Source organism: Brevundimonas sp. GN22, assembly GCF_054824005.1.
In genome coordinates this window covers 1-24,455 of sequence record NZ_JSYD01000053.1, presented here as the reverse complement: position 1 = coordinate 24,455, position 24,455 = coordinate 1, and the positions used below count along the sequence as shown (strand labels likewise).

Annotated in this window: 23 protein-coding genes; 16 read left to right on the top strand and 7 right to left on the bottom strand. The window is 62.2% G+C overall.

The window, feature by feature from the left end; all coding sequences use genetic code 11:
• Both OB03_RS08625 and OB03_RS08620 read left to right on the top strand, forming a co-directional pair.
• Positions 1 to 1,216 (top strand): M48 family metalloprotease (locus OB03_RS08625; protein WP_461343847.1); only part of this gene is annotated, 1,216 nt, incomplete at its 5' end.
• Positions 1,217 to 1,246: 30 nt separating this feature from the next.
• Positions 1,247 to 2,047, top strand: a complete 801-nt coding sequence (locus OB03_RS08620; protein WP_461343846.1) for a thioredoxin domain-containing protein — start codon at positions 1,247 to 1,249, stop codon at positions 2,045 to 2,047.
• Positions 2,048 to 2,106: 59 nt separating this feature from the next.
• Here OB03_RS08620 and OB03_RS08615 read toward each other — a convergent pair whose 3' ends face one another.
• Positions 2,107 to 2,895, bottom strand: coding sequence for a thiazole synthase (locus tag OB03_RS08615; protein WP_242915149.1), 789 nt, complete (start codon positions 2,893 to 2,895; stop codon positions 2,107 to 2,109).
• A 60-nt stretch (positions 2,896 to 2,955) separates the two neighbouring features.
• The gene (gene thiS / locus OB03_RS08610; protein ID WP_242915147.1) at positions 2,956 to 3,153 is read right to left on the bottom strand and encodes a sulfur carrier protein ThiS; all 198 of its coding nucleotides are present in this window, start codon (positions 3,151 to 3,153) and stop codon (positions 2,956 to 2,958) included.
• A gap of 307 nt (positions 3,154 to 3,460) precedes the next feature.
• Here thiS and aroQ point away from each other — a divergent pair, with 307 nt between their 5' ends.
• The 4 genes from aroQ to aat are packed head-to-tail and all read left to right on the top strand — an operon-like array spanning position 3,461 to position 6,470.
• Positions 3,461 to 3,904, top strand: coding sequence for a type II 3-dehydroquinate dehydratase (gene aroQ / locus OB03_RS08605; RefSeq protein ID WP_242914081.1), 444 nt, complete (start codon positions 3,461 to 3,463; stop codon positions 3,902 to 3,904).
• Positions 3,905 to 3,941: 37 nt separating this feature from the next.
• A complete protein-coding gene (gene accB / locus OB03_RS08600) occupies positions 3,942 to 4,424 on the top strand; it encodes an acetyl-CoA carboxylase biotin carboxyl carrier protein (RefSeq protein ID WP_242914082.1) in 483 nt (160 codons plus the stop codon).
• Between the two features lie 8 nt (positions 4,425 to 4,432).
• Complete coding sequence (gene accC / locus OB03_RS08595) at positions 4,433 to 5,785, top strand: acetyl-CoA carboxylase biotin carboxylase subunit (protein ID WP_242914083.1); 1,353 nt, start codon at positions 4,433 to 4,435, stop codon at positions 5,783 to 5,785.
• 4 nt (positions 5,786 to 5,789) lie between these two features.
• A complete protein-coding gene (aat, locus tag OB03_RS08590) occupies positions 5,790 to 6,470 on the top strand; it encodes a leucyl/phenylalanyl-tRNA--protein transferase (protein WP_461343848.1) in 681 nt (226 codons plus the stop codon).
• Here aat and OB03_RS08585 read toward each other — a convergent pair.
• Complete coding sequence (locus OB03_RS08585; RefSeq protein WP_242914084.1) at positions 6,467 to 7,126, bottom strand: DUF2155 domain-containing protein; 660 nt, start codon at positions 7,124 to 7,126, stop codon at positions 6,467 to 6,469. The two genes, aat and OB03_RS08585, sit on opposite strands and share 4 nt — an antisense overlap.
• Positions 7,123 to 7,515: an NADH:ubiquinone oxidoreductase subunit NDUFA12 gene (locus OB03_RS08580; protein ID WP_242914085.1), complete on the bottom strand. Its 393-nt coding sequence runs from the start codon at positions 7,513 to 7,515 to the stop codon at positions 7,123 to 7,125. Before OB03_RS08580 ends, OB03_RS08585 begins: the two co-directional genes overlap by 4 nt.
• A gap of 207 nt (positions 7,516 to 7,722) precedes the next feature.
• Here OB03_RS08580 and OB03_RS08575 point away from each other — a divergent pair, with 207 nt between their 5' ends.
• From OB03_RS08575 to OB03_RS08565, 3 genes are all read left to right on the top strand, one after another.
• On the top strand, positions 7,723 to 10,224 hold the full coding sequence (locus tag OB03_RS08575) for a TSCPD domain-containing protein (protein ID WP_461343845.1): 2,502 nt from the start codon (positions 7,723 to 7,725) through the stop codon (positions 10,222 to 10,224).
• A gap of 56 nt (positions 10,225 to 10,280) precedes the next feature.
• Entirely contained in the window at positions 10,281 to 10,781 is a 501-nt protein-coding gene (locus tag OB03_RS08570) for a pentapeptide repeat-containing protein (RefSeq protein WP_461343844.1), read from the top strand.
• Positions 10,782 to 10,866: 85 nt separating this feature from the next.
• Positions 10,867 to 11,640 carry a pentapeptide repeat-containing protein gene (locus tag OB03_RS08565; RefSeq protein WP_242914088.1) on the top strand — a complete coding sequence of 258 codons (774 nt, stop codon included), beginning with the start codon at positions 10,867 to 10,869 and terminating at the stop codon, positions 11,638 to 11,640.
• Positions 11,641 to 11,718: 78 nt separating this feature from the next.
• On the opposite strand, the gene aspS is transcribed toward OB03_RS08565, so the two are convergent.
• Positions 11,719 to 13,554, bottom strand: coding sequence for an aspartate--tRNA ligase (gene aspS, locus OB03_RS08560; RefSeq protein WP_461343843.1), 1,836 nt, complete (start codon positions 13,552 to 13,554; stop codon positions 11,719 to 11,721).
• Between the two features lie 330 nt (positions 13,555 to 13,884).
• Here aspS and OB03_RS08555 point away from each other — a divergent pair, with 330 nt between their 5' ends.
• The 4 genes from OB03_RS08555 to OB03_RS08540 are packed head-to-tail and all read left to right on the top strand — an operon-like array spanning position 13,885 to position 18,814.
• Positions 13,885 to 14,568: a P-loop NTPase family protein gene (locus OB03_RS08555; RefSeq protein WP_242914090.1), complete on the top strand. Its 684-nt coding sequence runs from the start codon at positions 13,885 to 13,887 to the stop codon at positions 14,566 to 14,568.
• A gap of 54 nt (positions 14,569 to 14,622) precedes the next feature.
• Positions 14,623 to 16,851: an RNA degradosome polyphosphate kinase gene (locus tag OB03_RS08550; protein ID WP_461343842.1), complete on the top strand. Its 2,229-nt coding sequence runs from the start codon at positions 14,623 to 14,625 to the stop codon at positions 16,849 to 16,851.
• Positions 16,851 to 18,335: a Ppx/GppA phosphatase family protein gene (locus tag OB03_RS08545; protein ID WP_461343841.1), complete on the top strand. Its 1,485-nt coding sequence runs from the start codon at positions 16,851 to 16,853 to the stop codon at positions 18,333 to 18,335. Before OB03_RS08550 ends, OB03_RS08545 begins: the two co-directional genes overlap by 1 nt.
• Before the next feature lie 8 nt (positions 18,336 to 18,343).
• On the top strand, positions 18,344 to 18,814 hold the full coding sequence (locus OB03_RS08540) for a hypothetical protein (protein WP_461343840.1): 471 nt from the start codon (positions 18,344 to 18,346) through the stop codon (positions 18,812 to 18,814).
• 63 nt (positions 18,815 to 18,877) lie between these two features.
• Here OB03_RS08540 and rnd read toward each other — a convergent pair whose 3' ends face one another.
• Complete coding sequence (rnd, locus tag OB03_RS08535) at positions 18,878 to 20,032, bottom strand: ribonuclease D (protein WP_461343839.1); 1,155 nt, start codon at positions 20,030 to 20,032, stop codon at positions 18,878 to 18,880.
• 79 nt (positions 20,033 to 20,111) lie between these two features.
• On the opposite strand from rnd, the gene purM reads away from it, so the two are divergent.
• Entirely contained in the window at positions 20,112 to 21,149 is a 1,038-nt protein-coding gene (gene purM / locus OB03_RS08530) for a phosphoribosylformylglycinamidine cyclo-ligase (protein ID WP_242914095.1), read from the top strand.
• A gap of 60 nt (positions 21,150 to 21,209) precedes the next feature.
• On the opposite strand, the gene OB03_RS08525 is transcribed toward purM, so the two are convergent.
• Positions 21,210 to 22,781, bottom strand: coding sequence for a S10 family peptidase (locus OB03_RS08525; protein WP_461343838.1), 1,572 nt, complete (start codon positions 22,779 to 22,781; stop codon positions 21,210 to 21,212).
• Between the two features lie 183 nt (positions 22,782 to 22,964).
• Here OB03_RS08525 and purN point away from each other — a divergent pair, with 183 nt between their 5' ends.
• Both purN and OB03_RS08515 read left to right on the top strand, forming a co-directional pair.
• Complete coding sequence (gene purN, locus OB03_RS08520) at positions 22,965 to 23,582, top strand: phosphoribosylglycinamide formyltransferase (RefSeq protein ID WP_461343837.1); 618 nt, start codon at positions 22,965 to 22,967, stop codon at positions 23,580 to 23,582.
• Between the two features lie 105 nt (positions 23,583 to 23,687).
• On the top strand, positions 23,688 to 24,455 hold a 768-nt coding region (locus tag OB03_RS08515; RefSeq protein WP_461343836.1), incomplete at its 3' end, for a M13 family metallopeptidase.

Sequence of the window (24,455 nt, the reverse complement as noted above, 5' to 3'; positions counted from 1 at the left end):
CGATGACAGCCTGAATGCGTGGGCTACACGCGGGCGGGTTATGGGCCTGAACACCGGCCTTATTCTTGAAACCAAGAATCCGAACCAGCTTCTGGGCGTGATTGCGCACGAAGCCGGTCACATCAAAAATCGTCACACCCTGCGCGACGGTGCCCAGAATGCGGGCATGCAGCCGATGATCATGACCATGGCGCTGGGCGCTCTGGCTGCACTTGCTGGTGCACCCGATGCAGGCGCGGCGCTGATCGCATCAAGCCAGTATTTCGGCACACTGGGCGCGCTGCGTTACATGCAGTCGCAGGAAGGCGAAGCCGACATCACCGGTGCACGCGCACTGGAGCGTGCAGGCGAATCCGGTCGCGGTCTGGTCGAGTTCTTCGAGAACTTCCGCTCGCAGGAAGTTTTCTCCGACGCCCGCCGCTTCCCCTATTTCCGCAGCCACCCGCTGTCATCCCAGCGCATCAGTGCTTTGCGCGGTCCGGTTGAGCGCGCGTCCAACTACGATAAGCGTGACAGCGAGGAGCGTATTGCCCAGCACGCGCTGGTGATCGCCAAGATTCGCGGATTTATGCAGCACCCGAACACGACGCTGCTTGAATATCCTACCTCGGATACCTCGTTCCCTGCCCGCTATGCTCGCGCCATCGCCTGGTATCGCGACGGCCAGACCCACAAGGCCTTGGAGGCTGTAGACGCGCTGTTGGCCGAGCAGCCGGAGAACGCCTATCTGTGGGAGTTGAAGGGCCAGATCATCTTCGAAGAAGGCCGTCCGGCCGAGGCGCTTGAAGCCCATTCGCGCGCCGTACAGCTACTGCCTGAAGCGCCACTTCTCCGCATCAACCTCGCCCACGCCCTGCTTGAAAGCGGTACGCCCGAGAACACTGCCAAGGCGGAGACAGAGCTGAAGTTCGCCCTCGCCCGCGAGGACGATAACTCGATGGCTTGGCGTCTGCTCAGTCAGGCCTATGCCAATCAGGGCAAAGAGGGTGAAGCCCGTCTGGCCTCGGCAGAATACTGGTTCGCGCTACGCCAACCGCGTCAGGCCAACGAGTTCGCCCTGCGCGCCCGCGATATGCTGGACCGCAACAGCATCGAATGGCGCCGTGCGACCGACATTGTTCTGGCGTCCGGCGCGTCTGAAGACGACATTGCCGCCGCCGAGCGCCGTAACCAGCAGCGTCGCGGCCAGCAGGTCCAGCCGCCCGGCACCAACTAACACTCCCGTCCCAGACGAGTACCAGACTTTATGACCGACACGCCTCCGCCCGCAAACAACACCGCCGTGCCCGAACAGAACGGTAAACACCGCTCGTCCTCCGGTGCACCTTCTTCGCTATTGGCGGGGGCGGCTGTCGCCATTTCGGCGGCAGCTCTGGTCTTGGCCGGTCTACCTTATCTGGGCGTTGGACCGCGCGCAGATGTGCGCGGCTACCTTTTGCAGAACCCGCAGATTCTCGATGAGATGCTGGAAGCGCGACAGTCGCTGGAAGACCAGAGCGCAACCTCGTCGATTGATCAGGCCGTCGCCGCCAATCCTCGCCTGCTGGAAGCCGATACCCGCGATCCCATGTTCGGTCCGGCAGACGCCAAGGTCACGGTGATCCAGTTCTTCGACTATCGCTGCCCTGGCTGTAAGGCCGTGGCCGCACCGTACCGCGCCATGATGGACCGCCACCCCGAGGTGCGCTTCATCTTCAAGGAATGGCCGATCCTCGACAATGGCTCGACGGTCACGTCCAACTATGCCGCTCGCGCAGCGCTGGCGGCGCATGATCAAGGCAAATATCTGGCCGTCCACGATGCCCTGATGGCCGAGCGCGCTCTGGACGAAGACGCCGTGAACGACATCCTGAAACAGGCTGGCGTGGACATGGCCAAGGCCAACCAGTTCATGACCTCGCCGGAGGCTGTTCGCCAGATCGCGGACATTCACACCATCGGCGCAACCTTGCGCCTGCGCGGCACGCCGACCTTCTTCGTCAACGGCAAGACCAGCGCCAGCATCGACCCCGCCGAGGTCGAGAAGATGATCGAAGCGGTCAAATAAGCCGATCCCAGATACAAGAAGGGCCGGAAAGCGATCTGCTCTCCGGCCCTTTTCTTGCCTTAGATCAGGCCCGCCAGCGGCGAGGACGGATCGGCGAACATGCGCTTCTTCATCCGGCCAGCGAGGTAAGATTCGCGCCCCGCAATGACCGCGTGCTTCATGGCGCTGGCCATCAAAACCGGATCGCGGGCTTCGGCGATGGCGGTGTTCATCAGCACGCCGTCGCAGCCCAGCTCCATCGCCACCGCCGCATCCGAAGCCGTGCCCACACCAGCATCCACCAGCACCGGGACCTTGGACTGCTCCACGATCATGCGGATGTTGATGGGGTTCTGGATACCCAGCCCCGAGCCAATCGGCGCGCCCAGCGGCATGATGGCGACTGCGCCTGCATCTTCTAGCTTGCGGGCATAGACGGGGTCGTCGGTGCAATAGACCATGACCTCGAAGCCTTCGGCGGTCAGCAGCTTCAGCGCCCGCAGGGTCTCTTCCATATCCGGATACAGGTGCTTCTGCTCGGACAGGACTTCCAGCTTCACCAGCGTCCAGCCACCGGCCTCGCGGGCCAGACGCAGGGTGCGCATAGCATCCTCTGCGGTAAAGCAGCCCGCCGTGTTGGGCAGATAGGTGTATTTCTTGGGATCGATATAGTCGGTCAGGACCGGCTGGCCTGGGTCCGTCAGGTTCACGCGGCGCACGGCCACCGTCACCATTTCCGCGCCCGAGGCCACCACAGCGGCGGCGTTCTGCTCATAGTCACGGTATTTGCCCGTGCCCACGATCAGGCGGGAGTTGAAGGTGCGACCAGCGACGGTCCAGCTATCGGTGCGAGGTGCGGATTCGGTCATGAGGAACAGTTAGCCGCAACCCGTCCCGCATTAAAGCCGCGATACGGGATTTGATCTGGCTCAGCCGCCGCCGACGAACTGGACCAGCTCGATCTTGTCGCCGTCGGCCAGCTCGGTGGTGGCATGCAGCGAACGCGGTACGATCTCCAGATTGCGCTCGACCGCAACCTTGCGCGGGTCCAGCGACAGCTCTTCGATGAGGCCCAGAATGGTGGCGGCAGACGTGTCACGCCCCTGCCCGTTCACTTCGATACGCAATTCTTCGCTCCAGACGTGGCCTGAGGATCATAGGCAGGCCAGACCAAGAATATGGGGTGATGCGGTCCGCAACTCAATCGCTTCACCTGTGCCGTCACCTACCGACTCACACCACACACGGGTCGATGCCCAAACAGCACCTGCAAACAGGTGCCGTAAGCGCATTGCCACCCGCATAAGCTTGATTTAACACGCCCTCGCCTGACGTAACGTCAAGAATTTGCGCGAATGCTTGGCGTCGGATGCCAAGTCAGGCTAGAAAGTCCTCGAGTCCGCGCAACCTTTCGCGCACCACCAATACGAGCGAATGCCCGAAGCGCCTGTCCTCTACGTCCTGAACGGTCCTAACCTCAATCTCCTCGGAGAGCGTGAGCCCGAGATCTATGGGCGTGACACCCTTGCCGACGTCCAGAAGCGCTGCGAAGCCGCGGCGGACGGCGCACAGGTCGTGTTCCTGCAGTCCAATCACGAAGGCCAGCTGGTCGACTGGATTCAGGAAGCCCGCACCAAGGCATCCGCACTAATCATCAATCCAGCCGCCTACACCCACACTTCTGTGGCGCTGTACGACGCGCTGAAGACGCTGAGCATTCCCGTCATCGAGTGCCACCTGTCGAACCCCGCCGCGCGCGAGGCCTTCAGGCACCACTCCTATGTTTCCCTGGCTGCCACTGGCGTGATCGCCGGCCTGGGCGTTCAGGGGTATGAAATGGCCGTCAAGGCGGCCTTGAACCTCATCCGTTCGGCCTAAGCGGCTCTGCGGCTAAGTACACGAGAAGAGACACCCTATGTCCGACAACAAGCACACCGCCATCGACGCTGATCTGGTCCGCGCCCTCGCCAACATCCTGAACGAAACCGAGCTGACCGAGATCGAAGTCGAGAAAGACGATCTGAAGATCAAGGTGAAGCGCGAAGTCACCGTCGCGGCTGCTCCGGTTCAATACGCTCCGGCTCCGGTCGCCGCTGCTCCGGCTGCTGCACCTGCCGCCGCTGCTGCTCCGGCTGCTGCCGCCGCTCCGGCTGCCCGTTCGGGTGAAGAAGTGAAGTCGCCGATGGTTGGTACCGCCTACCTGCAACCGGCTCCGGGCGCTGCGCCGTTCGCTTCGGCTGGTGCCAAGGTCAAGAAGGGCCAGACCCTGCTGATCATCGAAGCTATGAAGACCATGAACCCGATCGTTGCCCCGCGTGACGGCGTGGTCGCCGAAATCCTCGTCGGCGACGCACAGCCGGTCGAGTTCGGCGAAGCTCTGGTCGTTCTGGAAGCCTGAGCCTGAACATGTTCACCAAGGTTCTCATCGCCAACCGCGGCGAAATCGCCCTTCGGGTGCATCGCGCCTGTAAGGAAATGGGCATCTCGACGGTGGCCATCCACTCGGAAGCCGACCGCGGCGCCATGTGGGTGCGTCTGGCCGACGAGAGCGTCTGCATCGGTCCGGCTCCGGCTGCTAAGTCGTATCTGAACATCCCGCAGATCATCGCCGCTGCCGAAATCACCGGCGCTCAGGCGATCCACCCGGGCTATGGCTTCCTGTCGGAAAACGCCCGCTTCGCTGAAATCATCGAAGCCCACGGCATGACCTTCATCGGTCCCAAGCCTGACCACATCCGCGTGATGGGCGACAAAATCACGGCCAAGCAGACCGTCAAGGACGCAGGCATCCCTGTCGTTCCGGGCTCCGACGGCGAAGTCGAAACCGTCGAGCAAGCTATCGAAGCGTCCAAGACCATCGGCTTCCCGCTGATCGTCAAGGCTGCTGCTGGCGGTGGCGGTCGCGGCATGAAGGTCGCTATGACCGCCGATGATCTGGTCGAAGCGGTCCAGACCGCACAGTCCGAGGCGCTGGCCGCCTTCGGTAACGGTGCCGTCTATATGGAACGCTACCTCCAGAAGCCGCGCCACATCGAAATTCAGGTCATCGCCGACAGCCACGGTAACGTTGTCCACCTTGGTGAACGTGACTGCTCGCTGCAACGCCGCCACCAAAAGGTTCTGGAAGAAGCCCCGTCTCCGGCCCTGTCGCCGGAAGGCCGTGCCAAGATCGGTGAAGTGGTCAACAAGGCCATTGCCGCCATCGGTTACCTCGGCGTCGGCACCATCGAGTTCCTGTGGGAAGACGGCGAGTTCTTCTTCATCGAGATGAACACCCGTCTGCAGGTCGAACACCCGGTCACCGAAATGGTCACCGGCGTCGATTTGGTCCGCGAACAGATCCGCATCGCTGCGGGCCTACCGCTGTCCTTCAAGCAGGAAGACATCGAGTTCAAAGGTCACGCGATCGAAGTGCGTATCAACGCCGAGAACGCCGAAACGTTCACCCCGTCGCCGGGCACTGTGACCGACTTCCACGCTCCGGGCGGTCTGGGTGTGCGTCTCGATAGCGCAATCTTCTCGGGCTATTCGATCCCGCCTTACTACGACAGCCTGATCGGCAAGCTGATCGTTCACGGTCGCGACCGTGAAGAAGCTCTGGCCCGCCTCAAGCGCGCTCTGGGCGAGACTGTCGTTGGCGGTATCGATACCACCATCCCGCTGTTCCAGAAGCTGTTGCAGGAGCCGGACATCCTGTCGGGCGACTACGACATCCACTGGCTGGAAAAATGGGCGGCTGCCCAAAAGGCGAAAGCCTGACTTGATCGAAGAGGACCCTGATTTCAGCGCAGTGGAGCGCGAGGTGTTTGACGCCGACGCCCTGCTTCGCTGCTACGCAAACGGGGTCTTTCCAATGGGAGAGGCGCGGGATGATCCCCGCGTCTTTCTCGTTGAACCGGATCAGCGGGGCATCTTTCCGCTGGACCAGTTCAACATCCCGTCGCGCCTGAGGCGTACGGTACGCAACGCCCCCTTCGACATTCGCGTGAATACGGCCTTTCTGGCTGTTGTAGACGCCTGTGCGGCGTCGGCCCCCGGTCGCGAGGATACGTGGATCAACGACCCGATCCGCCACCTCTATACCCAGCTCCACGCACGCGGGCACGCCCACTCTATCGAGTGCTGGCAGGACGAGGTGCTCGTAGGCGGCCTCTATGGCGTATCGCTGGGCAGCGCCTTCTTCGGCGAAAGCATGTTCAGCCGCCGTACCGATGCATCCAAGGTCGCGCTGGTTCATCTGGTGGCGCGATTAAAACGGTCGGGGTTCACACTGCTGGATGCCCAGTTCATCACCGATCATCTGAAACAGTTTGGCGCGCAGGAAATTCCCCAGCGTGCCTATCTGCGCAAGCTGGCTGTAGCCTTGAGATTATCAGGGGATACGCGAGGGCTGGCCCTGCCGTTGTCAGGTGCCGACGCCGTCAGTCTGGCGCAAGCCGCTTAGCGGGTCTTACAGCCCACCACCCACGCATCATAAACGGGGTGTTCAATGCCGTTGAGGCTGGGCGAGGATGCGAACATCCAACCCTTGAAGATTTGACGCGCCTCATTCAGAGCCTTTTCTGCGCGCGGCTGAATGCCGGCTTCGACATAAGCAATAGCGTCTTCGGTCAGTTCGTTGGCACCGGTTACCTCGCAAGCGCGGACCTTAAAGATCAGGCTGCGGGCGAAACGGACCGGACGTCCGCCGACTTCGACCTCGAACTGCATGCTCTCGGCCGTGGTCTTGTCGATGGCATGGATCAGGGCCACGCGATGGCGACGGCGCACCGTCGGCTCGACGACCTCTGCCACCTCTTCGGTAGCTTCTTCGGCGGTTTCTTCGGCGGTCTCTTCGGTCGGCACTTCTTCCTGAGGAAGCGGCGCGTTCGGGTCGACAACCGTGATGCTGGTTGTGCCGGCAGGGATATCCTGAACCGGCGGGGTCGGCGGCGTCTGGGGCTGCGGGTTTTGCGCAGCCTTCAATGCATCACCGACCGGGTCCTGAGATGCGGGGACTGCATCTTGAGGCACGTCCATGAGGGCAGCGGTCACCCCTGCCCCCGACAGACCGACACCTGCGGCAACGATGCCGCCCAGCAGTGCCCCGCGGAAACTCATTCCGGCGTCCAGGCCTGATAGTCGCCGGTCGCAGCCGGACGTTGGCCGATAGCGGCCAGCGAGCCTTGCGGACGGCGCGCATAAGGCGTGCCCGTCAGGTTCGGCAGATGGTCTTTTTCGAACGCCTTGCGCGGCAGCGGCTTTTCGCTCGGTGCCTCGTCATAGGTATAGCGCAGCCAGCCCTGCCATTCCGGCGGAACCTTGGTGGCTTCGGCATAACCTTCATAGACAACCCAACGGCGCTTGCGGCCGTCATAGGAAACGTTGTCGCGCGATTGGTAATAGCGGTTACCAAACTCGTCCGTGCCGACCAGGCTGCCACGCTTGCCAATGGTGAACAGGGTGCCAATGGTAGCGCCATTCCACCAGGTAAAGATCTTGCTCAGCACGTCGTCGCACTCATTCTAAAATCATGCCGCAAGGAGACAGTCAGCGGCGCGGCGATAATAGAAACCTGAAGCGCCTACGTCCAGCGATCGTGCAAAAACCTTTAATCCAATATCTTGGGGGTAAATGCACCAAGGGCCGCAATATCTATTGAGCGAGCGTGAAACACCGCCTTAGGCTGTCACATTGGTGCAGCGTGGAGGCGATCCATGAGTGGCGCGTTTGATTTTGCGAATGCCGTTATCGATCTGAAGTTGGAATCACGGCGCATCGAGCGAGCCTCGTCCGTCGCGTCCGTACTTGCACCCGCCGACTGGACCGATGCCCGCATCGAAGCGTGGCTTGACTGGTTGGAACCGCGTCTCGATCCCGCATCGGCGCGACGGCTCGATACTTCTGGCAACATCATCGAAGCCTTGGCCGAATGGGCCGCCCCGCTGATCACCAAAGGACGCGAACTGGGTGTTTTGAGCGAGGCGGATGCCGCACTGGCCTTGGCCAGTTTGCAGCTTGGCTTGGCTGCCCCCGCCCTGCCCACCGCCCCGCGCCCGTTCGACATCCTGTTTCTGAGCGAGCCGGACGCGACGGTGCGACTGGACGACTTCCGGCGACGGGCGCGCGGGGCACGTCTTGCATCCACAGCCCTAGCTGCCATCGACGACGCCCTGCTGGCTGTGCGCGATGCCGTAATTCGCTGCGAAGGTCCACGCGAAGCCTGTACCTCGCCTCAAACCAATCCTGCCCTCGCCCGCGCAGCCGCACAGGCCCACCGATGCGGTGCCGTCCACGCCGATATCGTCAGCGCCATCGAGGGCGAGCCCTTGGGCGCGGTGGCGGATGCCGAGCCGCTGAGACTGGTCGTCGAGGCCCAGCGCGATCTGCTGGCCGCCGGCGGATCGCTGGCGCAACAACTGGCCGAAACCTCCGTGGAGGGCGAAGTGCTGATTGCCTTCGACCACGCCGAGGCGATTGCGCTCAGCCAGACGGATCTGGAAGCGCGCGTTCAGTTGGACGTCGAGGCCGTGCTCGCACTGGTCGGCACCGAGGCCACGTCGGCCCTTTCCGACATTGCGCGCGTGTGGACCATTCTGGCTGCTCTGATAGCACACCCTCAGCCGCGCATGGCATTTGGACTGGGGGGACTGGCTGACACGGCTCTACGGCTGGGGCTTGAAAACCCGTCTGAACTCGCGCGACAGGTCGCCGAGACCGTCCGCACCGCTTATATTTCGGCATCGACCGCACTGGCCAAACATCTGGGCCACGCAGACGACGTCCAGACCCATCACGCCGGACTTCGCCTGTTCCTGAGCGAGCCGGAGCCCGCGCTGCGCCTTGGGCTAGGCAGCTTTACCCATATCGACCGTTATCAGACCGAGGATGGCGAGGAAGCGCCGCGTCTGCGTCCCGCACTGGCCAAGGCCATTTCCCGCAAGGGCGGCGATCTGGAAAGCGCCGAGCGTCATCTGTTCGGTACGCGCACCCTTGCAGGCGACACACCGGTCAATCACGAGGCCCTGCATGAACTGGGCTTCACCGAACTGGAGCTGGAGGGCCTCGAGATGGCCCTCGCCCACATCGACCAGCTCGATGAGGCGTTCCGCAGCCCAGTTCTGGATGCCGGTTTCATCCACGATGTACTCGGGCTGGATGCCGAGGCTGGCTCCATCCTGCCTCTGCTGGGCTTCAGCGCCGACGATATTGCCGAAACACAGGCGCAGGTTCTGGGTCATGGCGATCTTTCGACCTGGGACGCGCCGGCCGGACTGGCCGATTGGCTCTCCATGTCGCCCGCCGATGTGACGGACGAACTGGTCAGCGCCATCGATGGCTCCAGCGACACGCCAACCCCTCTGGTCATAGAATTGGACTGGGACGAGACGCTGCTGGATGGCTCTCGCGCCATTTCCCATGCCGCGCTTGAAGGTGTTCGCGCTTTGACGCTTCGTCGCGCCTCGCCGCCCGCTGACCTCGCCTTTGATTTCGACGCCGTTGCCGATGCGCCTGTGCGCACGGCCGTCGTCGAAGAGGCTCCATCCAGTCCGCGTGTGATCGAGCGCGTGGTGGAGCGCGACCGCACCCGCCGCAAACTTCCGGACCGTCGCAAAGGCTATATCCAGAAGGCCGCGGTGGCGGGCCACAAGGTCTATATCCATACCGGCGAATACGAAGACGGCGAGCTGGGTGAAATCTTCATCGACATGCACAAGGAAGGTGCCGCCTTCCGCAGTCTGATGAACAACTTCGCCATCGCCATCAGCATTGGTCTGCAATACGGCGTGCCGCTGGACGAGTTCGTCGATGCCTTCGTCTTCACCCGCTTCGAGCCCGCTGGGCGCGTGACGGGCAATGATTCCATCCGTTCGGCGACCTCGATCCTCGACTACATCTTTCGCGAACTGGGCGTGTCCTATCTGGACCGCACGGAACTGGCGAATGCCGCACCCACCGCAGGCGATGGCCTGGACAGCGCCGAGGGCGAGCCTGAAACCGTGCCGGCCACGCGCTTTATCTCCAAGGGCTTCGCGCGCGGTGCCACCCCTGACAATCTGGTCGTGGTGCCGTTCGGCAAAAAGCCCGCCTCGCCTGCTCTGGCGGCGGTTTCTCCCGATGCCACGGCCTGCCCCGCCTGTGGTGACTTTGCCCTACAGAACCGTGGCGGTGGCTGGGTCTGCGATAGCTGTGGCGTGTCGCCCCAGATGCAGGGGTAAGGCACGCGACTTGCTGTGATCCGGACAATCGCCCGGCCACAGGACAGGTTTGTGCCATGAGAATACGCTTTTCCCCCCTGCCAGTCGTGGTGCTGGCCCTGCTGCCGCTCGCACCCACGACCGCAATGGCCCAGAACCACAGCCAGATCGCGACTGTGCGCAATGGCGTGTCCTGCCCGCGCTGCAATCTGTTTCAGGCGGAATTGGGCGGACTTCAGGTACGGGCGATCAACCTGTCCGGCGCACGCCTGCGCCAGGCGGATATGTCACTCTCCGTTCTGAACCGTGCCCGCTTTGGCAACGCCGACTTGCGCGATGTGAACGCCTTTGGAGCGGTCATGTCGGGGGCCAGCTTTGCGGGGGCCGACTTGGGAAACGCATCGTTTGTCGGCACTTCGCTACGCGGTTCTGATTTCACAGGCGCAAAGCTGGAAGGCACCAATTTCTCGGGGGCCGACCTATCCCAAGCGAGAGGTCTCACCCAAACACAACTAAACCGCGCTTGCGGCGACGCTTTGACACAACTTCCCCACGGTTTGGCCATTGCGTCTTGCTGATTAGGCCCCGACTGTTACCGCGATTTAAGTAGGGTTTCAGTGCATTAGGGGGCATCTTCCGAGTATGGAAAAGGCTTGGATCAGAATGCAGTCTGTCGCCGCCGCCCTCGCTTTTGCGGGCGCGTGCAGCGCATTTGCATTACCGGCAGCCGCTGTCACGCTTCAGGAACGGGACGTGGCGCGGGTGATTTCGCTGGGCGGTACATGCAACCGCTGCGAATTGTCGGGCCGCGACCTCTCGGGCGCGACGATGACCGGTGCAAGCTTCCGCAACTCTACGCTGATCGGCGCGAATCTTCGGGGTGCCAGCATGATCGGCTCGGTCTTTCAGGGTTCCAGTTTCCGCGACGCTGACATGCGCGGGGCCCAATTGGCAGGTTCGGTCTTCACCGAGGCCAATATGGAGCGTGTGAACCTGTCCGGCGCTTCCGCCAACGGATCGGGGTTTACGAAGGCCAATCTGACCCGCGCCAATCTGTCCGATAGTGAGGCCAACGGGGCCAATTTCACTGCAGCCATGATGGACCGTATGAACGCCAACGACAGCATCATGTTCGGCGTCACCATGCGCCAGGTCAGCGCCTCGCGCGCGACCTTCCGGGATGCCCAGATCACGGCCTCGAACCTGACGAGCAGCGACTTTACCAACGCCGATTTTTCCGACGCCAATCTGGACATGTCGCGCCTCCGCAGCAGCAATTTCCAGGGCGCGAACTTTAAAGATGCCTCGATGCGCCGCACCGACATCCGTGGCGCGGACCTGTCTCGCGCACGCAACCTGACGCAGGAACAGGTCAATCAGGCGTGCGGGGATCGTACCACGTCCCTGCCGCGGGGCCTCACCGTGCGTACCTGCTAACAAGTTTCAGACCCCAAAAAAGGGGCGCTCCGACCGGAGCGCCCCTTCTTTTTTGTCAGCGACCGACCGGCCCGCCGCTTAAGCAGTCTTAAGCGGCAGTTGGGTGCGGATCGACAGTTCCTTCATCTGACGCTCTTCGGCTTCTGCCGGAGCGTTCATCAGCAGGTCCTGACCTTGCTGGTTCAGCGGGAAGGCAATGACCTCGCGGATGGCGGTTTCGCCAGCCAGCAGCATCACGATGCGGTCGATGCCCGGAGCCAGACCACCGTGCGGCGGTGCGCCGTAACGGAAGGCGGTCAGCATGCCGCCGAACTGCTCTTCAACGACCGAGGCGTCGTAGCCAGCGATCTCGAAGGCCTTCAGCATGATCTCGGCCTTGTGGTTACGGATCGCGCCCGAGCACAGCTCATAGCCGTTGCAGACGATGTCGTACTGATAGGCGCGGATGGTGAGCGGGTCTTGGTTCTCGAGCGCCTCGAGGCCACCTTGCGGCATCGAGAACGGGTTGTGCGAGAAGTCGACCTTCTTCTCTTCTTCCGACCACTCGAACATCGGGAAGTCGACGATCCAGCAGAATTTGAACTGCTCTTCGTCCACCAGCTTCAGCTCGGTACCGACGCGGGTACGGGCCAGACCCGCGAACTTGGCGAATACAGCCGGATCGCCGGCGGTGAAGAAGGCGGCGTCACCCTTGCCGAGGCCCAGCGAAGCCATCAGGGCTTCGGTCGGCTCCTGGCCGAGGTTCTTGGCGATCGGGCCGCCCCATGCACCTTGGTCGTCGGACCAGAAGATGTAGCCGAGACCCGGTTGGCCTTCGCCTTGAGCCCACGAGTTCATACGGTCGCAGAAGGCGCGCGAACCACCGGTCGGGGCCGGAATTGCCCAGACGGCATTCTTTTCGTCAGCGCCGAGAATCTTGGCGAACAGACCGAAGCCACCGTCGCGGAAGTGTTCCGAAACGTCCTGCATCTTGATCGGGTTACGCAGGTCCGGCTTGTCCGAGCCGTACCACTTCATCGACTGGGCGTAGGTCAGACGCTCGAAGCCCTTGTGCTCGAACGTCTCACCGAAGTCGTTGGTGAAGGTGTGGGTCTGATCGATCGGAGACACCGGCTTGCCTTCACCGAACTCGGTGAAGATGCCGTTCATCAGCGGTTCGATGGCTTGGAAGACGTCTTCCTGCGTGACGAAGCTCATTTCCACGTCGAGTTGGTAGAACTCGAGCGAACGATCGGCGCGAAGGTCTTCGTCGCGGAAGCACGGCGCGATCTGGAAGTAACGGTCGAAGCCCGAAACCATCAGCAGCTGCTTGAACTGCTGCGGAGCCTGCGGCAGCGCGTAGAACTTGCCCGGGTGCATACGCGACGGCACGAGGAAGTCGCGTGCGCCTTCCGGCGACGAGGCCGTCAGGATCGGGGTTTGGTACTCAAGGAAGCCCTGCTCCACCATGCGCTGGCGGATCGAATGGATCACCTTCGAGCGCAGCACGATGTTCTTGTGCAGGGTCTCGCGACGCAGGTCGAGGAAGCGGTTTTTCAGGCGGATTTCTTCCGGATATTCCGGCTCGCCAAAGACCGGCAGCGGCAGTTCAGCAGCTTCCGACAGGACTTCAACTGACTGGACGCGAACTTCGATCTCGCCGGTCGGCAGATTGGCGTTGGTGGTCTCGGCCGAGCGGGCAATGACTTCGCCGTCGATCTTGATGACGCTTTCGGCGCGCAGGCGCTCGACAGCTTCAAAGCCCGGCGTTTCCGGGTGCAGAACGAGCTGCGTCAGGCCGTAGTGGTCGCGAAGGTCGATGAACAGCAGACCGCCGTGGTCACGCTTACGGTGAACCCAGCCCGACAGACGGACGGAAGAACCAGCATCAGAGGCGCGGAGCGCGCCGCAGGTATGGGAGCGGTAGGCGTGCATATGAATCGATCAGACAGGAAGCGCCGCGCGCGCGGCGGAAAATTGAAGGCGTAGGGCGCATTATTGCCCCCGAATGTCAAGTTTTCAGCGCCCTATATAGAAGGTCATTCTCAGTGTTTTTGCGCGGCGGGCGATTCCGCGCCTCCCGATCACCCAACGCCGTCACGCCAGTTCTTCCCCATCCGACCACAGCGGCGGTGATTTTTCCCACAGGGCGTCTCCAGAACCGCCCACAGGGGAAGGTTTGATCCACAATTCCCGAGCTTCCGTCCACGGTCCCAACAGTAGGCGCCCCCTTACGGCCCGATCACACCTTGGTATGAAAAGGTCATGTCCGCAGATCGCGCTCATATGGCCCAGATGCAGCTTCGCCTCCCGCTCAAACAGGAGACGTCGCGCCGTGCGTCGGATTTGGAGGTCTCTACCTCCAACGCCGTCGCCGCAGAGGCACTCGAAGACTGGCCCTCTGAACCGGGCTCGGTCATGGCGCTCTATGGTCCTACCGGCAGCGGCAAAAGCCACATGGCCGCCGCCTGGGTCGAGCGGGTCGGTGCAATCGCCTTACATGGCGAAGAGGCGGCATGGTGCGACCCGCTGGAACTGGAAGGCCGCCCCGTCCTGCTGGAAGAAGCAGAAGGGGCCGATGACGAGGCTCTTTTCCACCTCATCAACCTGACCCAGTCCGGTGGCGGCGCTTTGCTCATGGTGTCGCGCGATCCCCCCTCGGCATGGATGACCCGCCTGCCCGATCTGCGCTCACGCCTCAATGCCATCCGCACCATTGCGGTCGAGGTACCGGACGACGTTATTCTGGCGGCCATGCTGAAACGGGCCTTCGCGGCGCGTAACATCGTGCCCGGTGAAGGTGTCATCGAATATCTGGTTCGCCGCATCGACCGCTCGGCCCAGTCGGCGGAGATCATCGTCGATCGTCTGGACATGTTCCATCGCCCCGTGACGCGGGTTCTGGCCCGTCAGGTGCTTGAAGGCGATTTTACCGCAGGACTTTCCTAAGGTTTTCAGTCCAAACGCGCTTGCGAACGTCACACTCGCGAGCGACTAATCGGTATGACCGATTTCAACCCCACCACGACCAAGGCTGGCGAGGACGTTCCCTCGTCGCGTGCGCCCCAGCTTGAGCTTGACCAGGGCCTGCTGACATCGCCCGAGCGGTTTATCAACCGCGAGCTGTCCTGGCTGGCGTTTAACGGTCGCGTTCTGGAAGAAGCGGCAAACGAAGCGCACCCCTTGCTGGAGCGTGTTCGGTTCCTGTCGATCTCGGCCAATAACCTCGACGAATTCTTTATGACGCGCGTGGCGGGCCTGAAGGGTCAGGTCCGCGAACATGTTCGCGTGGTGTCGCCCGATGGCCTGACGCCCGCAGAGCAATTGGAAAAGGTCAACGCCGCCGCCGGTAGCCTGATGGCCGAGCAACAGCGCCAGTGGCGTGTGCTAAAGCGCGAGATGGCGCATGCGGGCATCGAAATCGTCGAGCCTTCCAAAATCACCAAGACCGAGCGCGAACGTCTGGAGCCGGAGTTTCTGAACCGGCTGTTCGCGGTTCTGACGCCGATGGCGATTGATCCGGCGCACCCCTTCCCCTTCCTGCCCAACCTCGGCTTCTCGCTGGCGCTCAAACTTCGCCGCAACAGCGACAATCGCGTGCTCTATGCACTGGTGCCTGTGCCAACACAGGTGCGCCGTTTCTGGGCCCTGCCGACCGATGGCCGCTCTACCCCCGGCAAGACGCGCTACGTTCCGCTGGAAGGCCTGTTGTTGACCTTCATCGACCATCTCTTCCCCGGCTGTGAAGTGCTGGAGAAGGGTCTTTTCCGCCTGATCCGCGATTCCGATATCGAGATCGAGGAAGAGGCCGAAGACCTTGTGATGGAGTTCGAAGAAGCGCTGAAGCAGCGCCGCATGGGCTCTGTGGTCCGCATCAAGATCCAGTCCGAAATGCCTGATGACCTTAGAGAATTCATCGTCGGCGAACTGCATGCCCAGCCTCAGGACGTGGTTATCGTCGATGGGATGTTGGGCTTGGCCCAACTGTCCGAGCTTATCCCGCCGGGCCATCCTGAACTGAAGTTCAAAGGCTATGAGCCGCGCTATCCCGAGCGGGTGCGCGATAACGGTGGCGATGTGTTCGCAGCGATCCGCGAAAAGGACATGCTGATCCACCACCCGTTCGAAAGCTTCGACGTGGTGGTCCAGTTCCTGCGTCAGGCCGCGCGTGACCCGAACGTCATCGCCATCAAACAGACCCTGTACCGCACGTCCAAAGACAGCCCCATCGTCGCGGCACTGATCGAGGCCGCCGAAAGCGGCAAGAACGTCACCGCCCTGATCGAGCTGAAGGCACGCTTCGACGAAGAGGCCAACTTGCGCTGGGCCCGCCAGATGGAACGTGCAGGCGTCCACGTCGTGTTCGGCTTCGTCGAGTACAAAACCCACGCCAAGCTCAGCGTCGTCGTGCGCCGCGAAGGCGATGCCCTGCGCACCTATTGCCACTTTGGCACCGGCAACTATCACCCGACGACGGCCAAGATTTACACCGACCTCAGCCTGTTCACCTGCGAGGCCAAGCTGGGCCGTGATGCAACGCGCGTGTTCAACTACATCACCGGCTATGCCGAGCCGGACGAGTTGGAAGCTCTGGTCGTCTCGCCGATCAACATGAAGGCCACCCTTCTGGAAATGATCGGCAAGGAAATGTCGGCCGCCGCGATGGGCAAGCCCGCCGCCATCTGGGCCAAGATGAACTCGGTCGTGGACCCCGAGATCATTGATGCGCTCTACAAAGCCAGCCAGTGGGGCGTGCGTATCGAATTGGTGGTGCGCGGCATCTGCTGCCTGCGTCCGGGGGTAAAGGGTCTGTCGGAGAATATCCGCGTCAAATCCATCGTCGGACGCTTCCTCGAGCACAGCCGCATTGTGGCCTTTGCGAATGGTCACGACCTGCCCAGCAACAAGGCCAGACTGTTCATCTCCTCGGCGGACTGGATGCCGCGCAACCTCAATCGACGGGTTGAGCTGATGACTCCGATCATCAATCCCACCGTCCACGATCAGGTGCTGGACCAGATCATGGTGGCCAACCTGAAGGATGACACCCAGTCATGGACCCTTCGTCCCGATGGTACTTACAGCCGCGTCGTTCCGGCGGGCAGCGAGCGTCCGTTCTCGGCGCACAAATACTTCATGACCAACCCCAGCCTGTCCGGGCGTGGCCGCAAGGTGAAGACCTTGCCTAGCACGCTGTCCTATGGCGGCGCGAAAGGTCAAAAGGCACTTTAATGCCAGAGATCGAATATCCGTCCCGCCAGATTGCCGTCATCGACATCGGTTCCAACTCGGTTCGCCTCGTGTTGTACCGACTGGAAGGCCGTGCCGTCTGGACCATGTTCAACGAAAAGGTTTTGGCGGGTCTGGGCCGCGACATCTCGGTCACCGGAACCCTGTACGGGCCGGGCGTGGAGATGGCGCTGGTGGCGCTGCGTCGGTTCGCAGCAGTCATCGAAGGCGTCCAGCCCGACATGGTGCTGACCGCCGCCACAGCCGCAGTGCGCGAAGCCAGCGACGGCCCCGCCTTCTGTCAGCAGGTGTTCGACCTGACCGGCCTCGATATCCGTGTCCTGAGTGGCGAGGAAGAGGCCCGCTATGCCGCTCTCGGTGTGCGGGCAGGCGACCCGACGGCTCACGGGGTCGTGGGCGATCTAGGCGGGGCCAGCCTTGAGCTGAACCGCCTCGGGGCCAAGGGCCCCGGTATCACCCTGCCACTGGGTCCGTTCGTTCTGGAGGCTGGCAAAAGCTTTGAGGCCAAGCGCGTCCAGAACCGCATCGCCAAGGTTCTTGCCGCCATCCCCGACGACTATCGTTGCAAGACTTTCAATGCGGTCGGCGGTGCGTGGCGCACACTGGCGCAGATGCACATGGAGATGAAAGACCATCCCCTACGCATCGTTCACCAGTATTCTATGACCGCGGACGAAGCGAACGAACTGGCCGACTACGTCGCGGCCCAGTCGCGCGCGTCGCTGGAAAAACACCCCGGCGTCTCCAAACGCCGCGCCGAGACCCTGCCCTATGCGGCGCTAAACCTTAAGGGCCTGATTGATCGTCTGGGTATCGAGACGATCCACTTCTCGGCATGGGGGGTACGCGAAGGCCTGCTGCATGCGGGGATGGACGACCGGGAACGCGCCATCGATCCGCTTCTGGCCGGATGCTCGGCATGGGGTGGCCGTCAGGGTGTAGACCCTGCCCTGCCTCGCGCGCTGGATGGATGGCTACAGCCTATCGCCTCGGCCCTGCCCGACGTCTTCGGCGAAGCGCGTGACGCCTTGTTGATGTCGTCGGTCTGCCGATTGGCCGACATAGGTGCGCGCCTGCACCCCGATCACCGACCGGAACTGGTTTTCGATCAGGTGCTGTGGTCGCCCATCGCCGGACAGAACCATGCCGAGCGGGCCTTCCTCGCACTGGCCATGTACGCCCGCTATGGCGGCACCAATGCGGTGCACAAGCCCGCCGTCGTGGATCGCCTGCTCTCGTCTGCAGGCCAGAAACGCGCCCGTGCCTTGGGGCTGGCCATGCGCCTGGCCTGCGACCTGTCAGGCCGCTCGCCACAGCTCCTGTCCAACGCCGCCATCTCCATCAGCAAGGGCACCCTGCGCGTCACCGCCGTCAAAGGTTACGGATCAATGCTGCTCGGCAGCCAGACCCGCCGCCGCGCCAAGGCCTTGGCCGATGCGATGAATTTGGAACTGGCGGACTTCTAGAGCGGATTATGAAACCGCTCCCGATCGCAAGCACACTGACACTGATCGGGGCTATCGCCACATGGGTGGTTCATGACGTGCTGGAAGCTCGCTATATCGGCTATCGCGTCGGCCCGAGCTTCTACGTTCACACCGCCCATCCTCTAACCGTGTTGGGGATGCAGATATTGCTGGTGGCCGGTGTACTGGTCTGCGGGTCAGCACTCCTTCACATGGCGAGAACCCGCAACCCTGCCCGTTTAACGAGAGGCATCTATTGCGCGGCAATGGCTCTTATCGCCCTGAGCATTGGCGTCGCCGCACATAGCGTCATTAGTTACCAACGAGTGTTTGCAGGGTTAGGTGTTGATAGGTTTGAGCTCTACGCGCCCAGCATCATGACCCAACTATATGTCCTCGGCATGGGACTTTGGCCTGCAGGATTCGCGCTGGTGCTGCTGCAAGTCTCCCGCTTCCGATCTCGCAAGCCCACCGCCTGAAACCAAAAGGGACCGAAGCCATCCGGCTCCGGTCCCTTTTCTATTGGCGTGATCCATTCTGGATCAGTCTTCGATCTCGACGATCTCGACGCGCGATCCGTTCAGGACCAATGCGATCTCGCCGCGCTTCAGTTTCAGCGCGTCTTCGCCGAACATCTTGCGACGCCAGCCCTTCATGGCTTCGATGTCGGCGTTGTCGTCCAAAGCGATCTTTTCCAGATCGGATACGGTGGCGATAAGCTTGGAAGCCACGCCTTCGTTGTCGCTCTTGGCCTTCAGCAGAACCTTCAGAAGTTCAACCACCGACGGCGGGGCCGGCTGGTGGGCACTGGGGCGTTCAAGCTTGGGTGCGTGGGCTTCGGGATCGGCCAGAACGCGCTTGAGTTCGGCAGCCAGCTCCAGACCCATGCGCGACGCGCCAAAGCCCTTGGGCACGGAGCGCAGACGGTTGAAGGCATCCGGATCGGTCGGGGCCTGAACGGCGATTTCGTCGATACCCTCGTCCTTGAGGATACGGCCGCGCGGCTGGTCGCGTTCCTGAGCGGTACGTTCGCGCCATACGGCGGTCGCCACGAAAGCGGCCAGATATTTGGCGTTGAACTTCTTCGGCTTCAGGCGCTTCCACGCATTCTCCGGCGTGGTGTCGTACAGGGCCGGATCGATCAGGGCATCCATTTCGCCCATGACCCAGTCCAGACGACCTTCCTTTTGCAGGCGGTCACGCAGCTTGGGGTACAGGGCCGCAAGGTGGGTCACGTCGCCTAGAGCATAGGTCAGTTGCGCTTCCGACAGCGGGCGGCGCGCCCAGTCGGTGAAGCGGCTGCCCTTGTCCAGTTCCTGACGCAGCATCTGGCGGACCAGAGCTTCATAGGAAACCTGATCGCCGAAACCGGCGGCCATGGCGGCGACCTGCGTGTCGAACATCGGGCGCGGCATCGCGCCGAGACGGTTGAAGATTTCAACGTCCTGACGAGCGGCGTGGAAAACCTTGAGAATCGATTCGTCGCGCAGGATGGCCAGGAACGGCTCCAGATCCAGACCTTCGGCCATCGGGTCGATGATCGCGGCGTCGGTCGGGGACGCGGCAGTCTGAATCAGGCACAACTTCGGCCAGTAGGTCGTTTCCCGCATGAATTCCGTATCAACGGTCACAAACGGGGCCTTGGCCAAGCGATCACAGAAAGCGATCAGCGCGTCATTGGTGGTGATTGGCGTCATTCCGGTCTATAGCCCCGCACGACAGCGTCGTGGCAAGAGGCTACGGCACTTTTTTGTCCCTGTTTTTGAGCCGTGACCGATGAGCGACACCTCCGCAGCCCCTAAAACCGGCCTGACTTACGCCTCTGCTGGCGTAGATATTGACGCCGGCGAGCGTCTGGTCGACGCCATCAAACCTCTGGCAAAGTCCACGCGCCGCCCCGGTGCAGAGGCTTCGCTCGGTGGCTTTGGTGCCCTGTTCGACCTGAAAGCCGCCGGTTTCAACGATCCGCTGATCGTCTCGACCACTGACGGTGTGGGCACCAAGCTGAAGATCGCCATCGAAACCGGCATGCACGACGGCGTCGGCATCGATCTGGTCGCCATGTGCGTCAACGACCTGCTGGCCCAAGGCGCAGAGCCGCTGATGTTCCTCGACTACTATGCCACCGGCAAACTGGACGTAGACGCCGCCAAGCGCGTCGTCGCCGGAATCGCCGAGGGCTGCCGCCAGTCGGGTTCGGCACTGGTCGGTGGTGAAACCGCCGAAATGCCGGGCATGTACGAAGGTTCGGACTATGACCTCGCCGGTTTCTCGATCGGTGCAGTCGAGCGCGGTCAGGTGTTGCCGTACCTCGACCAGCAAAAAGGTGGCGACGTCATCATCGGCATCGGCTCGTCGGGTCCGCACTCGAACGGCTATTCGCTGGTACGCAAGGTCGTCGAGAAGTCGGGTCTGGGCTGGAACGGTGCTGCGCCGTTCGCAGAGGGCAAGACCCTCGCCGAGGCTCTGATGGAGCCGACCCGTATCTACATCAAGTCGGTCCTGCCGCTGATGAAGTCGGGTCTGGTCAACGCTGGTGCCCACATCACGGGTGGCGGCCTCATTGAAAACCCACCGCGCTGCATTGCCGAGGGCCTCAAGGCCGAGTTCGACTGGAACGCATGGGAACTGCCGCCGGTCTTCCAATGGCTGGCTGAAGTTGGCGAGATCGACGCCCACGAAATGCGCCGCACCTTCAACTGCGGCGTGGGCTTCATCCTGATCGCCAAGCCGGAAAACGCAGAGCCGATCCTGGCTGCCCTGCTGAACGCTGGCGAAGAAGCCTTCATCTGCGGTCAGTTGGTCGAAGCCTAAAGCTTCCCTGCCCGCCAATAGAAATCGGCCCCGCAGATCGCTCTGCGGGGCCTTTCTTTGTCAGCGGACGCCGCCGTTGGACGTCTCGTCGTAGTACTTCGCCAGATCGCGATACAGTTGAACCAGCGGCTCGCGGCTGGTGTACATCATGTGTCCGCCTTCATAGTAGGTGAACTCGACGTTTTTGCGCAGGTGCGGCTCCAGCATCATCTGGTTCAGATCATACTCGGTGCCGAAGAACGGCGTGGCCGCATCGTAATAACCGTTCAGCGCAAGAACCTTCATATGCGGGTTGCGGCGCATGACAGTGGCCAGATCGACCGCGGTATTCGGGGTGGTTTGCGGACCACCGACCGGCGGACGGTGCGACCAGTTCCAGTCAAAGCCCGGCAGGCCACGCGCCGACTGACGGTACTCCAGATCGGTCCGGTAGTTCAGTGTGTTGGCGATATAGTCCTGGAACAGGCCGTAATAGGCCCCCGTGACCGCGCTGGAAGCCGGATCTTCCTCCGGTCCACCCGTCACCTGACTGGCGTCCAGACCGATATAGCGGCTGTCCAGACGCCCCACCGTCTGACGGCGGTCGCGCAGCAGTTCCTTGCGGAACGGGCTAAGCTCGACACGAAGATCGGCGGCTTGAATAAAGGACGGGTCGAGGCCGATCAGGGCGCTCATCTGCTGGGCGATAGCGGCCTTTTCCTGGTCCGAGATCGAGTGACCCTTGTTCAGTGCGGCCGTGTACGGCCCCTCGGCGAACTCGCGCGCGCGTTGGACATGCTGCTCCAGCGTCACGCCGTTGCGGTTGATGGCATTGTGATACCAAGCCGTCGCGGCATAGGTCGGCAGCAGGCTGACGTAGTTCTGCGGGAAGCCCGGCTGGCGCACGCCATAGTTCATGATCGACGACAGCAGGATCACGCCATTCAACTGCAGGCCGCGGTCGTGCAACTGATAGGAAAGCGCACCCGCGCGCAGCGTGCCGTAGCTTTCGCCCAGGATGTATTTCGGGCTGGCCCAGCGGTTGTTCTTGGTGGTGTAGCGCAGGATCGCGCGGGCGAAGGTGTCCGCATCCGCATCCACGCCCCAGAAGGTCGAACCCGACGCATCACCCAGCGGGCGCGAATAGCCTGCCCCTACCATGTCGATGAAGACAAGATCGGTCTTGTCCAACAGCGTCATGTCGTTGGCTTCCAGACGCAACGGCGCCGGGCGCTCATAGACCGGATTGTCGGTCGGGACGCGTGTCGGACCAAAGGCCCCCATGTGCAACCACATGGTTGGCGAGCCCGGACCGCCGTTGAACATATAGGTGATCGGGCGCGAACCCAGCGGCTGGCCGTCCAGCGTATAGGCGACGTAAAACACGCTAGCCGTCGGTTGGCCCGCGTCGGTGCGGACCGTCAGCGTGCCCGCAGTTGCCTTGTAGCGCAGGGTCTTGCCGTGAGCCTGCATCGTGTGGCTGGTGGTGACTTCGCGCTCTTCGGCCGAGGGGCGCACCCAGTTCTTTTCGATGTCCTCTGCGACAGCATTGCGGTTGCGCTCGGCCGCCGAACGCCCCCCCTCCTGCGCGTTCGCTGCCAATGGCGCAGCCAGCAGGGTTGCGGCGCAGGCCGCGACGATAAGATGACGCATAGGTACTCCCCCTAAATACAATGGACGCAGCCTAAGCACGGCCATAGGACAGCATCAACACCGTCGTTATGTTGTAACGTGAAGCCTCCGCCACCTGACGATGAAACGGCACATCCCTATTGCGTTTAGGGGCGGCGCGCTTCATGGGTCCGCGCATCTTACGTAGCCTCGTTCGAGTGCCCGATGACCGCTGCCGACACCGTTTCGAACCCTCCACGCACCAAGACCCGCGTCGCGGTGCTGATCTCCGGTTCCGGCACCAATATGGTCTCCTTGATCAAGGCGGGACAACGGGCCGAAGCGGCTTACGAAGTTGGGCTAGTCGTCTCCAATATCCAGGACGCCGCCGGCCTTGAGAAGGCGCGTGCCCTTGGCGTAGAGGCCATCGCCCTTCCCCACCGCGATTTTGGAAAAGACCGCGAGGCGCACGAGCGCGCCGTGCAAAAGCTGTTGGCCGAGGCTCAGATCGAGGTTGTCGCTCTGGCGGGCTATATGCGCATCCTGACGCCCTATCTGGTGCGCGAATGGGAAGGCCGGATGATCAATATCCACCCGTCCCTTCTGCCGCTCTATCCGGGGCTGGACACCCACGCCCGCGCCATTGCGGCCGGTGACGCAGAGGCCGGCTGCACGATCCACATCGTCACCGAGGGCATGGACGAAGGCCCTGTGCTGGGACAGGCCCGTGTTCCGGTTTTGCCAGACGATAGTGCCGAGGTTTTGGCCGAGCGCGTAAAGGGCGTCGAGCACACGCTTTACCCCGAGGTTCTGGACCGGTTCTGCCAACAGTTAGCAGGTTAACTTAATTTAACTCCCGCAACCGGAGGTTCGAGCGCAAAGCTTGATTTCGTGACCTGAGGCGCGTTCAAATCCGCCCCAATGCTGAAATCCTGAAGGATCGCCTGAATGAAAAAGCACCTTATGTGCGCCGTCGCTCTCTCGGCCTGTATCGCTGCGCCTTGCGTGGCCAGTGCCCAGTCGCATACCGGCCATGGTGCCCACTACCAACCGTGGGGCTTCGACCTTGCCGGCCGCGACATGAGTGTCCGTCCGGGTGACGACTTCAACCAGTTCGCCAACGGCAACTATCTGGCCAGCATCGAGATTCCTGCCGACAAGACCCGGTTCGGTCCGTTCGACATGCTCTATGAGACCGCGCAGGGGCAACTGCGCGCGATCATCGAAGAATCTGCAGCTAACCCCACCACCGACAATGCCCGCAAGGTCGGTGCCCTGTACGCCAGCTTCATGGACGAGGCAGCACTTGAGCGTCTGGGTGCCCGCCCGATGGCCAATGATCTGGCTGCTGTGCGCGCGGCGCGCACCCACGCCGACATTGCCCGCCTGATGGGCGCAAGCAAAGACAAGTTCGGCAGCAGCATCTTCGATGTCTCCGTCATGGAAGACATGAAGACCTCTTCGGTTAACTCGCTTTATCTGGGCATCGGCTCGCTGGGCCTGCCGGAACGCGAATACTACCTCAGCAACAGCTTTGCGGCCCAGCGCGAGGCGTACCACGCCTACGTCATCCAGATGCTGACTCTGATCGGCTGGGAAAACCCGTCCAAGGCCGCCGCAGACATTCTCGCCTTCGAAACGAAGGTGGCACAGAAGCACTGGCCCATCGCCGATCGCCGTCAACTGGACAAGCTGTACAACCCGATCGCAGCGTCA

Excerpts from the sequence above, each read along its gene's own strand:
- OB03_RS08620 (WP_461343846.1), top strand. The coding sequence starts at position 1,247 with ATGACCGACACGCCTCCGCCCGCAAACAACACCGCCGTGCCCGAACAG.
- OB03_RS08545 (WP_461343841.1), top strand. The coding sequence starts at position 16,851 with ATGCCAGAGATCGAATATCCGTCCCGCCAGATTGCCGTCATCGACATC.
- accC (WP_242914083.1), top strand. The coding sequence starts at position 4,433 with ATGTTCACCAAGGTTCTCATCGCCAACCGCGGCGAAATCGCCCTTCGG.
- purN (WP_461343837.1), top strand. The coding sequence starts at position 22,965 with ATGACCGCTGCCGACACCGTTTCGAACCCTCCACGCACCAAGACCCGC.
- OB03_RS08555 (WP_242914090.1), top strand. The coding sequence starts at position 13,885 with ATGTCCGCAGATCGCGCTCATATGGCCCAGATGCAGCTTCGCCTCCCG.
- OB03_RS08525 (WP_461343838.1), bottom strand. The coding sequence starts at position 22,781 with ATGCGTCATCTTATCGTCGCGGCCTGCGCCGCAACCCTGCTGGCTGCG.
- rnd (WP_461343839.1), bottom strand. The coding sequence starts at position 20,032 with ATGACGCCAATCACCACCAATGACGCGCTGATCGCTTTCTGTGATCGC.
- aroQ (WP_242914081.1), top strand. The coding sequence starts at position 3,461 with ATGCCCGAAGCGCCTGTCCTCTACGTCCTGAACGGTCCTAACCTCAAT.
- aspS (WP_461343843.1), bottom strand. The coding sequence starts at position 13,554 with ATGCACGCCTACCGCTCCCATACCTGCGGCGCGCTCCGCGCCTCTGAT.
- OB03_RS08550 (WP_461343842.1), top strand. The coding sequence starts at position 14,623 with ATGACCGATTTCAACCCCACCACGACCAAGGCTGGCGAGGACGTTCCC.
- accB (WP_242914082.1), top strand. The coding sequence starts at position 3,942 with ATGTCCGACAACAAGCACACCGCCATCGACGCTGATCTGGTCCGCGCC.
- OB03_RS08540 (WP_461343840.1), top strand. The coding sequence starts at position 18,344 with ATGAAACCGCTCCCGATCGCAAGCACACTGACACTGATCGGGGCTATC.
- OB03_RS08615 (WP_242915149.1), bottom strand. The coding sequence starts at position 2,895 with ATGACCGAATCCGCACCTCGCACCGATAGCTGGACCGTCGCTGGTCGC.
- OB03_RS08570 (WP_461343844.1), top strand. The coding sequence starts at position 10,281 with ATGAGAATACGCTTTTCCCCCCTGCCAGTCGTGGTGCTGGCCCTGCTG.
- OB03_RS08575 (WP_461343845.1), top strand. The coding sequence starts at position 7,723 with ATGAGTGGCGCGTTTGATTTTGCGAATGCCGTTATCGATCTGAAGTTG.
- OB03_RS08585 (WP_242914084.1), bottom strand. The coding sequence starts at position 7,126 with ATGAGTTTCCGCGGGGCACTGCTGGGCGGCATCGTTGCCGCAGGTGTC.
- purM (WP_242914095.1), top strand. The coding sequence starts at position 20,112 with ATGAGCGACACCTCCGCAGCCCCTAAAACCGGCCTGACTTACGCCTCT.
- OB03_RS08565 (WP_242914088.1), top strand. The coding sequence starts at position 10,867 with ATGCAGTCTGTCGCCGCCGCCCTCGCTTTTGCGGGCGCGTGCAGCGCA.